Source organism: Leifsonia naganoensis, from assembly GCF_013410615.1.
Taxonomy (GTDB): domain Bacteria; phylum Actinomycetota; class Actinomycetes; order Actinomycetales; family Microbacteriaceae; genus Leifsonia; species Leifsonia aquatica.
Window position 1 is genome coordinate 2732870 of sequence record NZ_JACCHJ010000001.1, and the last position, 11952, is coordinate 2744821.

The 11952-nt window shown below is 68.0% G+C and carries 12 protein-coding genes; all 12 read left to right on the forward strand.

The annotated features are described in order from the left end of the window. Nucleotides 1–13: 13 nt before the first annotated feature. The 12 genes from pilM to rplC all read left to right on the forward strand — a co-directional run bounded on the left by pilM (nucleotide 14) and on the right by rplC (nucleotide 11949). The gene (gene pilM / locus HNR14_RS13180; RefSeq protein WP_179701428.1) at nucleotides 14–1063 is read left to right on the forward strand and encodes a type IV pilus assembly protein PilM; all 1050 of its coding nucleotides are present in this window, start codon (nucleotides 14–16) and stop codon (nucleotides 1061–1063) included. Beyond that, complete coding sequence (locus tag HNR14_RS13185) at nucleotides 1060–1899, forward strand: hypothetical protein (RefSeq protein ID WP_179701429.1); 840 nt, start codon at nucleotides 1060–1062, stop codon at nucleotides 1897–1899. The genes pilM and HNR14_RS13185 overlap by 4 nt, the downstream gene beginning before the upstream one ends. 2 nt (nucleotides 1900–1901) lie before the next feature. Beyond that, nucleotides 1902–2648 (forward strand): type IV pilus inner membrane component PilO, encoded by a 747-nt coding sequence (locus HNR14_RS13190; protein WP_179701430.1) that lies wholly within the window; start codon nucleotides 1902–1904, stop codon nucleotides 2646–2648. Nucleotides 2649–2743: 95 nt separating this feature from the next. Then, entirely contained in the window at nucleotides 2744–3892 is a 1149-nt protein-coding gene (locus HNR14_RS13195) for a hypothetical protein (protein ID WP_179701431.1), read from the forward strand. Between the two features lie 10 nt (nucleotides 3893–3902). Beyond that, nucleotides 3903–4397: a hypothetical protein gene (locus HNR14_RS13200; protein ID WP_179701432.1), complete on the forward strand. Its 495-nt coding sequence runs from the start codon at nucleotides 3903–3905 to the stop codon at nucleotides 4395–4397. Nucleotides 4398–4735: 338 nt separating this feature from the next. Then, nucleotides 4736–5110: a 30S ribosomal protein S12 gene (gene rpsL, locus HNR14_RS13205; RefSeq protein WP_011186743.1), complete on the forward strand. Its 375-nt coding sequence runs from the start codon at nucleotides 4736–4738 to the stop codon at nucleotides 5108–5110. After that, nucleotides 5110–5580: a 30S ribosomal protein S7 gene (rpsG, locus tag HNR14_RS13210; RefSeq protein WP_021759597.1), complete on the forward strand. Its 471-nt coding sequence runs from the start codon at nucleotides 5110–5112 to the stop codon at nucleotides 5578–5580. Before rpsL ends, rpsG begins: the two co-directional genes overlap by 1 nt. A gap of 85 nt (nucleotides 5581–5665) precedes the next feature. Continuing rightward, nucleotides 5666–7780: an elongation factor G gene (gene fusA, locus HNR14_RS13215; protein ID WP_179701433.1), complete on the forward strand. Its 2115-nt coding sequence runs from the start codon at nucleotides 5666–5668 to the stop codon at nucleotides 7778–7780. A gap of 112 nt (nucleotides 7781–7892) precedes the next feature. Next, nucleotides 7893–9086 (forward strand): elongation factor Tu, encoded by a 1194-nt coding sequence (gene tuf, locus HNR14_RS13220; protein ID WP_021759595.1) that lies wholly within the window; start codon nucleotides 7893–7895, stop codon nucleotides 9084–9086. Nucleotides 9087–9553: 467 nt separating this feature from the next. Beyond that, complete coding sequence (locus tag HNR14_RS13225; protein ID WP_179701434.1) at nucleotides 9554–10510, forward strand: hypothetical protein; 957 nt, start codon at nucleotides 9554–9556, stop codon at nucleotides 10508–10510. Nucleotides 10511–10954: 444 nt separating this feature from the next. Beyond that, nucleotides 10955–11263 carry a 30S ribosomal protein S10 gene (gene rpsJ / locus HNR14_RS13230; RefSeq protein ID WP_005050520.1) on the forward strand — a complete coding sequence of 103 codons (309 nt, stop codon included), beginning with the start codon at nucleotides 10955–10957 and terminating at the stop codon, nucleotides 11261–11263. Nucleotides 11264–11274: 11 nt separating this feature from the next. Then, complete coding sequence (gene rplC, locus HNR14_RS13235; protein ID WP_179701435.1) at nucleotides 11275–11949, forward strand: 50S ribosomal protein L3; 675 nt, start codon at nucleotides 11275–11277, stop codon at nucleotides 11947–11949. The last annotated feature ends 3 nt before the right edge of the window (nucleotides 11950–11952 follow it).

An 11952-nucleotide genomic window follows, 5' to 3' on the forward strand; every position in this document is an offset into this window, starting at 1 on the left:
GGAGGAGGAGAAGATGGCGACCAGCATCGTTGGTGTGGACATCGGCAACGGGATGCTCCGTGCCGTCGAAGTCGCGGATCCGGCCAAACCGAAGCCCACGATCCTGCGGCACGCAGAGATGCCGCTGCCCGAAGGGGCGGTGAGCCGTGGCGAAGTGATCGAGCCGAACACCGTCGCCGCGTCCCTCCGCGAACTCTGGCGAAAAGGCGGCTTCAAGACGAGGAACGTCGTGCTCGGGATGGGAAACCAGCGGGTGCTCGCCCGCGACCTGAGCATGCCGCTCATGTCGTTGGAGCGCATCCGCGAATCGCTGCCGTTCCACGTCCAGGACATGCTCCCCGTCCCGGTGGCAGAGGCGCTGCTCGACTTCTACCCGGTCTCGTACGGCCAGGGCGACAGCGGGCCGACGGTCAACGGGCTCCTGATCGCGGCAGTGAAGGATGCGGTGCTCGCCAACGTGCGCGCTGCCGAGCTGGCCGGCCTCACGCCCGTCGACGTCGATCTGATCCCGTTCGCACTCAGCCGTGTGTTCGGAGCCCGGTCTGGCCTCACGGGCTTCTCCGCAGTGATCGACATCGGAGCGAACACGACGACGGTGGTGATCGCGGCAGCCGGGGTCCCGCAATTCGTGCGCATCGTCCCGACGGGCGGTGCCGACATGACGCAGGCGCTGCGAGACGGGCTGGAGATCGCTCCGCATCAGGCCGAGGAGCTGAAACGATCGCTCGGCCTGGCGACGCAGGTCTCCACGATCGAGGACCAACGAGCCGTCGAGATCATCTATCAGACGGCCGGCGAACTGCTCTCGAGCCTGCGGAACACGATCAACTACTTCGTGAACACACGGCCGGACGCACGCTTCGAGCGGGTGGTCCTCACCGGCGGAGGCGCCCAGCTCCCCGGCTTCGCGGAGGCTCTGGGCGAGATGACGCGGTTGCCGGTCGCCGTCGGAGATCCGTATCTCGCGGTCGGGCTGTCGCGCACTCTCGACGCGGACGAGCTCAGGGCGAGGCGCACGAGCCTGACGGTGGCTCTCGGACTCGCGATCGGGCGTGCGGCGTGAGCGCCGCAGGAGCGGCCTCGTCGTCGGGCACCGGAACGCCGGCGCCCAAGTCGAGCTGGCTGACCAGACCGATCGGCGGATCGGCGAAGCAGAAGCGGACCGCGGGAGCGCCGGACGGGCCTCCGCCTTCGACGGTCGAGCCGGATCAGGCGACGGGAGGCGCGAAGCAGGCCGGTCCGAAGACCCCGGTCTCGCCGATCCTCGTCGGCGGCGAGCCGCGCGTCTCGCTGATGCCACCGGAGGTTCTCGTCGGGAGGCGCGCCAAGCGCATGCGTCGCTCACTCCTCTGGGGTGTGCTCGGTGTCGTACTTATCGTTCTCGCGGCCGTCGGAGGGACGGCGGCGCTCGGCTTCCGCGCGCAGCTGGATCTCGCAGCGGCGCAGGCGCATACGGCTGAGCTGCTCGCGGAACAGACCCGCTTCCGGGAGGTCCGCACCGTCCAGGACCAGGTCACCCTGGTGGAAGCCGCACAACAGGTCGGGGCGTCCACCGAGATCGATTGGAAGGACTACCTGCAGAAGGTGCAGGCCACCCTCCCGGCGGACGTCACACTCGCGACCGTGACCATCGATTCCGCGACCCCGCTCGCGACCTACGCCCAGCCGACCGTCCCGTTGCAAGGGTCCCGCGTCGCCACGTTGACCTTCCAGGCATCGAGCCCGACCCTCCCGGTCGTGCCCACGTGGCTGAAGTCGCTGGCCACGCTCCCGGGCTTCGCCGATGCGACGCCGGGGTCGGTCACGCTCGATCCGACGACCGCGACCTACGCGGTCGACATCACGATGCACATCAACGAGACCGCCTTCGACCGGCGGTTCGACCCCCAGGAGAAGTGATCGTGGACAAGAACCGGCTCTGGATCATCTGCAGCGTCCTCGTCATGGCGCTCGTCGTCGCGGGCGGCTGGTTCCTCGGGGTGCAGCCGCAGCTCGCGGCCATCGCCGACGCCGAGTCCCAGACCGCATCCGTGCAGCAGACCAACGACACGTATGCGCAGGCGCTCGCGAAACTGAAGAAGGACTCCGAGGACCTGCCGGCGCTGAAGGCCAAGCTCGCGTCCCTGGCGGCCTCGGTGCCCGAAGGGTCCGACATCCCCGCCTTCATCGACCAGTTGAATGCGCTCTACACGGCGTCGAACGTCGTCTGCGTCGACCAGGCCTTCTCCGACGCCGTCGCCTACTCTCCGGTCGCACCGCCCGCCGCCGCGCCGGCGAGCACGCCGGCACCGACATCGGGCGCGACTCCCGCCCCCACGCCGACGCCGGCGGCGACGGCAGCCGGGGTGCCCCCGGTCGTGAGCTCGCTGATCACGGCGACGAACTTCGCGGCCCGCCCGGTATCCGTGACGGTGCGTGGTCAGTACGGCGACATCCTGAACTTCGTCAGCGGCCTGCAGTCGGGCGCACGACTCTTCCTCGTGACGTCATTCAGTACCGTTCCTGCCGCCGATACCGCTGCTCCGGCGGGGACACTGGATGCGAAAGTCTCCGGGTACGTCTTCTCGCTCACACCCGAAGGCCAGGACGGCGGGGCGCCGGCGACCCCGGGCACGAGCACGGACGCGCCCGCCCAAGCGTCGAAATGAGCTGACCGAGCCCCGCTCCGCCTCCCTCGACATCCACCGCCCCGTTGCTACAGTGGGCCTCACGACGGGCCCGCCGGGCCTCTGGAGGTGCCATGATGAGCGACACGACACCCGATCCCGCGTCCGCGGACACGGGCGAGCAGCGGGCCACGCCCGTCGAGCCCGCGACGGGTGCGGCCGCATCGGCCGCCGCGGAGGCGCATGACAGCGACCCCGAGGTCGTCGACCCGCCGTCGAGCCCGGTGTCCGCTCGCGGCCACGTGAACCGCCCGGCCGCCGAGGCCGCCGGCGCCGCGGCCGATGAGTCGGCCCGGAGCGCAGCGCCCGCGCCCGCCGTCACGCCCGCTCCGGCAGCGCAGGCGCCCGCCGCCGTCACCGAGCCGGAGCCCGTCGTCAGCACCGAGGACGACATCGCCGCAGCCGTCGCCCGGACCGCGGCCCAGCCGGGGGAGGCCGGGGCCACCGCGGCCGGCTCCGCCACGGTCGACACCGCGTCGCCGGCGGAGGCCGCCGCACCGATCGTCGCCGCGGCCGCCGCGGCGGAAGCGCAGACCGCTCCGGCCGCGACCGCCGCCTACGGCACCGCGCCGGTGGCCGGGACCGCGTGGGCGCCGGAGCAGACCGGAGCGCCCGTCCCGCTGCAGCCGCAGCCGGTGGCGCCGATCTTCCTGCAGCGCCCCGAGCCGCCGAAGCGCAAGAGCAACCGCGGCACGGGCATCCTGATCGTCCTGGTCGGGACGGTCGCGTTCGCCCTGCTCTGGAGCGTCGCGGTCGTCGTGGTGGGCGCCCTGCTGACGCCCAGCAACGAGTACCTGCAGGCGCTCCTCGAGTACTACACGCAGCAGATCTCGGGCTGGGTGCCGGTCGTCGCGTTCTTCGTGGGCATGGTCGTCCTGGTGCAGATCGTCAACCGCTCGCGCTGGTGGGCGTACATCCTCGGCGGCCTCGTCGTGGCGGTGTTCGTCTACTTCACCTACGTCGGCGCCTACCTGGTCGACGCGCACTACTGGGAGCGCACGCCGGCCGAGTTCGCCATCCTGCTCCGCAGCGCCTGGCTGAACCCGTTCGCCGTGCTCGCCGGCGTCATCGCCCGCGAGATCTCGGTCTGGACGGGCGCCTGGCTCGCAGCGCGGGGCCGCAAGCTGAAGGCCCGCAATGCGGAGGCGCAGGCGGACTACGAGCAGCAGGTCGCCGACGCCCAGAACCAGGCCGTCGCCGCCTACGCCACGCAGCAGGGGTACTGAGCCGGCGGTCATGCGTGACGAACGCGCGTATGCGACCATCGTGGCGTTGTTCGCCGCGGGCCTCTACCTCGCGCTGATCGTCGCGGGCTTCGGCCTGCTCTCCCTCGCGACGAACACGGAGGTCGTCGCCGATCCCGCGATCGGAACGCTCGTCGGGCCGATCATGGTCGGCGCTGCGGTGCTCGCGCTCCTCCTCGCATTGATCGCCCGGGGGACGCGCGTGCCCGCCGATCGCCAGCGCGTCTCCGCGGGGAACGCTCTTCTCATCGGGCTGGTCTGCTACCTCGTCTACGTGGTCGCGGGAGCGGTCGCCGGCATCGCGGGTGACCCGTCGCAGTCGCTGCGCGCCGTGCTCTTCGCCGCGGGCCAGTTCGGCAGCTGGTACGCCGTGCTCGTCGGGATCGCGGCCTTCGTCGTCACCCTGCTCTACCAGCTGGTGCTGGTCGGCCGCTTCGCCCAGCGGGGCAGACCGCGTTGGCCCTGGGAGGGGGATGACGACGAGTGAGCGCCCGTCGCGGTTTCGCCCTGCGCGGACGGCGCCCTAGCACAGCCCCGTTCATTTGACCGGGAGGGGCGCGGACGATAACATTTATCGGGTGTGCGCTCTGCTGCGCGCTCGTTCCGTGCCCAGAAATGGGACCAGCGATGGAGGAGCGGGCGAGCTGGCACGTACTCATCCGATGGGCAGGAAGACCGCACGGGATTCCGGCCCCCACGGCATATCGGCGGCGAGATTTCGATCGTCGGTCGATTCCCCAGACGACTGAGACGCCCGGAGACGGGTTGATCGGTCATGGGACAAGCAACAACTGTCACCGTGCAGTCCATAAAAGGAGAAGTTCAGTGCCTACCATTCAGCAGTTGGTTCGAAAGGGCCGGACGCCGAAGGTCACCAAGACCAAGGCTCCCGCCCTGAAGGCCAACCCCCAGCAGCGCGGCGTGTGCACCCGCGTCTACACCACCACCCCGAAGAAGCCGAACTCCGCGCTCCGCAAGGTCGCGCGCGTCAAGCTCTCCAACGGGACCGAGGTCACCGCGTACATCCCCGGTGAGGGCCACAACCTGCAGGAGCACTCGATGGTGCTCGTCCGCGGCGGCCGTGTGAAGGACCTCCCCGGCGTCCGTTACAAGATCGTCCGCGGCGCCCTGGACACCCAGGCCGTCAAGAACCGCAAGCAGGCTCGCAGCCGCTACGGCGCGAAGATGGAGAAGAAGTAATGCCTCGCAAGGGTCCCGCTCCGAAGCGTCCCGTCGTCGCCGACCCGGTCTACGGTTCGCCGGTCGTCAGCCAGCTCGTCAACAAGATCCTCCTCGACGGCAAGAAGGGCCTCGCCGAGCGCATCGTCTACGACGCGCTCGAGGGTGTCTCCTCCAAGTCGGGCAATGACGCGGTCACCACGCTCAAGAAGGCTCTCGACAACATCCGCCCGACCCTCGAGGTCCGCAGCCGCCGCGTCGGTGGCTCGACCTACCAGGTGCCGGTCGAGGTCAAGCCGCACCGCGCGAACACCCTCGCGCTGCGCTGGCTCACCAGCTACGCCAAGGGTCGTCGCGAGAAGACGATGACCGAGCGTCTCACCAACGAGATCCTCGACGCATCGAACGGCCTCGGCGCCGCTGTGAAGCGTCGCGAGGACACGCACAAGATGGCCGAGTCGAACAAGGCCTTCGCGCACTACCGCTGGTAATGATTTCCGTCGGCTGGGCGTTGCACCCTCTGGGGCTGCGCCCGGCCGGCGCCCCTTCCACTCTCTACTCTTTCGGAGGAACCCTGTGGCACAGGACGTGCTCACCGACCTGACAAAGGTCCGCAACATCGGCATCATGGCCCACATCGATGCCGGCAAGACCACCACGACCGAGCGCATCCTGTTCTACACGGGCGTCAACCACAAGATCGGTGAGACGCACGACGGCGCGTCGACCACCGACTGGATGGAGCAGGAGAAGGAGCGCGGCATCACCATCACGTCCGCGGCCGTGACCTGCTTCTGGAACAAGAACCAGATCAACATCATCGACACCCCCGGTCACGTGGACTTCACCGTCGAGGTGGAGCGTTCGCTCCGCGTCCTCGACGGCGCCGTCGCCGTCTTCGACGGCAAGGAGGGCGTCGAGCCCCAGTCCGAGACCGTCTGGCGCCAGGCCGACAAGTACAACGTCCCGCGCATCTGCTTCGTCAACAAGATGGACAAGCTCGGCGCTGACTTCTACTTCACCGTCGACACCATCGTGAAGCGCCTCGGCGCCAAGCCGCTGGTCCTCCAGCTCCCGATCGGCTCCGAGTCCGCTTTCGAGGGCGTCGTCGACCTGGTCGAGATGCGCGCGCTCACCTGGCGCGGAGACGCCAAGGGTGACGTGCAGATGGGTGCGAAGTACGCCATCGAGGAGATCCCCGCCGACCTCGTCGAGAAGGCCGAGGAGTACCGTCAGACCCTCCTCGAGACCGTCGCCGAGACCGACGACGCGCTGCTCGAGAAGTTCTTCGGCGGCGAGGAGCTCACGGTCGCCGAGATCAAGGGCGCCATCCGCAAGCTCACCGTGAACAGCGAGATCTACCCGGTCCTCTGCGGCTCGGCGTTCAAGAACCGTGGCGTGCAGCCGATGCTCGACGCCGTCATCGACTACCTCCCGTCGCCGCTCGACGTGCCTGCCATCGAGGCGCACGACCCGCGCGACGAGGAGAAGGTCATCCTCCGTCACGCCGACGCCACCGAGCCGTTCTCGGCCCTGGCGTTCAAGGTCGCGGTCCACCCGTTCTTCGGGCGTCTGACCTACGTGCGCGTGTACTCGGGCCGTGTCGACTCCGGTGCCGCGGTCGTGAACTCGACCAAGGGCAAGAAGGAGCGCATCGGCAAGATCTTCCAGATGCACGCCAACAAGGAGAACCCGGTCGACTTCGTCACCGCCGGCAACATCTACGCGGTCATCGGCCTCAAGGACACCACCACCGGCGACACCCTGTGCGACCCGGACAACCAGGTCGTCCTCGAGTCGATGACGTTCCCGGAGCCGGTCATCGAGGTCGCCATCGAGCCGAAGACCAAGGCCGACCAGGAGAAGCTGGGTACCGCGATCCAGAAGCTCGCCGAAGAGGACCCGACGTTCCGCACCGAGCAGAACCAGGAGACCGGTCAGACGGTCATCAAGGGCATGGGCGAGCTGCACCTCGACATCCTCGTGGACCGCATGAAGCGCGAGTTCAACGTCGAGGCCAACGTCGGCAAGCCGCAGGTGGCCTACCGCGAGACGCTCCGTCGCACGGTCGAGAAGTACGACTACACCCACAAGAAGCAGACCGGTGGTTCCGGTCAGTTCGCAAAGGTGCAGATCACTCTCGAGCCGATGGAGGTCACCCCCGAGACGTCCTACGAGTTCGTCAACGCCGTGACGGGTGGTCGCGTTCCGCGCGAGTACATCGGTTCGGTCGACGCGGGCATCCAGGACGCGATGCAGGTCGGCGTGCTCGCCGGCTTCCCGACGGTGGGCGTCAAGGCGACGCTCGTCGACGGTGCCTCGCACGACGTCGACTCCTCGGAGATGGCGTTCAAGATCGCCGGATCGATGGCCTACAAGGAGGCCGCTCGCAAGGCGAACCCCGTGCTCCTCGAGCCGCTCATGGCGGTCGAGGTGCGCACGCCCGAGGAGTACATGGGCGATGTGATCGGTGACCTCAACTCCCGTCGTGGTCAGATCCAGTCGATGGAGGAGGCGAGTGGCGTCAAGGTCATCCGCGCCAACGTCCCCCTGTCGGAGATGTTCGGATACATCGGCGACCTGCGTTCCAAGACGTCGGGCCGTGCGGTGTACTCGATGACCTTCGACAGCTACGCGGAGGTCCCGAAGGCCGTCGCTGACGAGATCGTTCAGAAGAGCAAGGGCGAGTGACCTCGGTCGCTCCCTTTCGGAACATCCCGTAACATAAGAAACCAATCCCGTAGGTCTGCCGGTCGAAATCCATCGACCGGGACATCTACACGAGAGTCCTGAGGAGGACCCAGTGGCTAAGGCCAAGTTCGAGCGGACTAAGCCGCACGTCAACATCGGAACCATCGGTCACGTCGACCACGGCAAGACGACGCTCACCGCGGCGATCTCCAAGGTGCTTGCTGACAAGTACCCGTCGGCGACCAACGTTCAGCGCGACTTCGCGTCGATCGACTCGGCTCCGGAAGAGCGTCAGCGTGGTATCACGATCAACATCTCGCACGTCGAGTACGAGACGCCGAAGCGCCACTACGCGCACGTTGACGCCCCGGGTCACGCCGACTACATCAAGAACATGATCACCGGCGCCGCTCAGATGGACGGTGCGATCCTCGTGGTCGCCGCCACCGACGGTCCGATGGCTCAGACCCGTGAGCACGTTCTGCTCGCCAAGCAGGTCGGCGTGCCGTACCTGCTCGTCGCGCTGAACAAGTCCGACATGGTCGACGACGAGGAGATCCTGGAGCTCGTCGAGCTCGAGGTCCGCGAGCTCCTCTCGAGCCAGGACTTCCCGGGTGACGACGCTCCGGTCGTCCGCGTCTCGGGCCTCAAGGCTCTCGAGGGCGACGAGAAGTGGGTGCAGTCGATCGTCGAGCTCATGGAGGCCGTCGACGAGTCCATCCCGGACCCGGTGCGCGACAAGGACAAGCCGTTCCTGATGCCGATCGAGGACGTCTTCACGATCACCGGTCGTGGAACCGTCGTCACGGGCCGCGCCGAGCGTGGCACGCTGGCCATCAACTCCGAGGTCGAGATCGTCGGCATCCGCCCGACGCAGAAGACCACCGTCACGGGTATCGAGATGTTCCACAAGCAGCTCGACGAGGCCTGGGCCGGCGAGAACTGTGGTCTGCTCCTCCGTGGCACCAAGCGCGAGGACGTCGAGCGCGGTCAGGTCGTCGTGAAGCCGGGTTCGGTCACGCCGCACACGAACTTCGAGGGCACTGCCTACATCCTCTCGAAGGAGGAGGGCGGCCGTCACAACCCCTTCTACACGAACTACCGTCCGCAGTTCTACTTCCGGACCACCGACGTCACCGGCGTCATCTCGCTGCCCGAGGGCACCGAGATGGTCATGCCCGGCGACACCACCGACATGACGGTCGAGCTGATCCAGCCGATCGCCATGGAGGAGGGCCTCGGCTTCGCCATCCGTGAGGGTGGCCGCACCGTGGGCGCCGGTACGGTGACCAAGATCATCAAGTAGTCGTTTCCTTCGACTGACTCGGAAGAGGGTCGGGCCTTCGGGCCCGGCCCTTCTTTCGTTAACCCGGGCTTTACCTCGGCGCTCCGGAGGCGCAGTATGGATTCACCGTTCCAACCGGACGGATCCGTCGATGGAGGGAGACGCCTATGGCAATCCAAGACCTCGCAAACCAGCCCAAGCCGCTGACCGGATCACGGACGGAGAGTTCGGACACCGCGTAAGCGGTCTTGAATCTAACGGAGCAGCGGCGCGAGGCGCTGCTCGAGCGGGGCCGGCGATACGCCGGCCCCGCTCCCTCGTTGCCGGGTGAGTGCGCCTCCCGGGTACGTCTGCCCCCGTTCGCCGGCGCGCAAACGTACCGCGGCGCAGCAGTTACTCAATCGCTCACAGGGCACTTCGGAGGAGCGCCCCTCCACAGAACGTGCCGGCGGGGCCCGTGCGCCCCCGTCCCCGGGTAGACCGGACCGATGACGATCGACCGTACGCACGCGCCTCTTGTTCTGACCCGCGACCTGCGTGACCTGGCGGACACACGCCACCAGCACGCGCGGGCCGCCCTCGCGGGCAGCGAAGTCCGAGTAGGGCGCGGCGTGTACGTCCGTCGGGAGGACTGGGACGAGCTCGATGCTCTCGGTCGCTACCGCCTGCGGATGATCGCTTTCGCTCGCACCCGGAAGCAGCCTCCGCTGTTCTCTCATCAATCGGCAGCGGTGCTGCACGGACTTCCGATGATCGGCGGCGTTCCGGAGCGCATTCATGTGAGCGTCGGGAGCACGAGCGGGGGCCGCTCGGCCCGCGCCGTGGTCGCACACTCGCGCGAAGTTGGAGCCGGGGACATCGTGGAGGTCGACGGCCTCCGAGCCACTTCCCTCCCTCGCACGGCCATCGACCTCGCTGCCACGGCATCCCGGCCCGACGCGGTCGTCGTGGGCGACGCCGTCGTTCGCGCCGGCTCGCCCCGACTCGCTCTGCTCGAGGCCTGGCTCCGCGCCCAGCCGATGCGCGGTCATCGACGAGCCCAGGAGGTGATCGCCTTCGCGGATGCGCGGGCGGAGTCGCCCCTCGAGTCCGTCAGTCGAGTCAGCATGCACGCCGGGGGAGTGCCGCAGCCCGCCCTTCAGATGCCGTATTCGGACAGCGCCGGTCTGATCGGCCGCGTCGACTTCGCATGGCCGGCGTTCGGGGTGGTCGGCGAGGCGGACGGTGACGCCAAGTATCTCGACGCCGAGCTTCGCGGTGGCCGCTCGGCAGAGCGGGTCGTGCTCGACGAGAAGGTCCGGGAGGACCGGCTGCGGGCGCTCGGACTGCGGGTCGTCCGCTGGCGCTGGACCACCGCGATCGACCCCGAAGCACTCGCGGCCCACCTGGCCGCCGCAGGTCTCCCCATCGACCATCGCACCCTATGGAGTGAGTGCTGCGCCTAGGTACGATTGCGCTGCGGCGAGCATGCGCAGACGTACCGGAGGGCCGCAATCGACTCCGCAGAGAGCGCGCCACGCCGTGCGACACGCCCGGGTTGCAGCTTGCGCTGGGATCTGGCAAACTTGTCTAGTTCAACATTCCGGACGGCTGCGCTCACGCGCGTCCCGGCCGGATCACTGCCAGGCAGTGCATAGCCCACCGCGAGGCCTCTCGAGGCCGGCGGGCAGATGGTTAGGCCGCAGGCAGCAGGACACGCTCAAATCGACCACCCTCGGGGACCAGGGGCTTTCTCTGTCCTCGATTCGGGCGACACGCCCGAGCGCGGGGGTCGGAGAGTTGACAGAAGAATAGTGGCGTTCCCCTGCGTTCGTCGCACCGCGTCCAATGCGAATCGGCTCCGAGAGGATCCGACTCGTACGACGCCATAACAAGAGAGAGAGTCAGACATGGCGGGACAGAAGATCCGCATTCGGCTTAAGTCGTACGACCACGAGGTCATCGACACCTCGGCGCGCAAGATCGTCGACACGGTGACCCGTGCCGGCGCGACCGTCGTCGGCCCGGTGCCCCTTCCCACCGAGAAGAACGTGGTGTGCGTCATCCGTTCGCCCCACAAGTACAAGGACAGCCGCGAGCACTTCGAGATGCGCACGCACAAGCGGCTGATCGACATCATCGACCCGACCCCGAAGGCCGTCGACTCGCTCATGCGTCTCGACCTGCCGGCGGACGTCAACATCGAGATCAAGCTCTAAGGGGGAGTGCCATGCCTAACGTCAACAAAGCAGCCGCTGAGCACAAGTCCTCCAAGGGCCTCCTCGGCAAGAAGCTCGGGATGACCCAGGTCTGGGACGAGAACAACAAGCTCATCCCCGTGACCGTCATCGAGATCACGCCGAACGTCGTGACCCAGGTCCGCACCCCCGAGGCCGATGGCTACAACGCCGTCCAGATCGCCTACGGCCAGGTCGACCCGCGCAAGGTGAACAAGCCGGCCGCCGGCCACTTCGACAAGGCCGGCGTCACGCCGCGCCGTCACCTCACCGAGGTCCGCACCGCGGACGCGGCCGACTACAGCGCCGGCCAGGAGCTCACCGTCGAGGGCACGTTCGAGGCCGGCCAGCTGGTCGACGTCGTCGGCACCTCGAAGGGCAAGGGCTTCGCCGGTGTCATGAAGCGCCACAACTTCCAGGGCGTCTCCGCTTCGCACGGTGCGCACCGCAACCACCGCAAGCCGGGCTCCATCGGCGCCTCCTCGACCCCGAGCCGTGTCTTCAAGGGCATGCGCATGGCCGGTCGCATGGGTGGCGAGCGCGTCACCGTCCTGAACCTCAAGGTGCAGGCCGTCGACGCCGAGAAGGGCCTGCTGCTGGTCAAGGGTGCCGTTCCCGGTGCTCGTGGCCGCATCGTTTTCGTCCGCAACGCAGTGAAGGGGGCCTAGTTA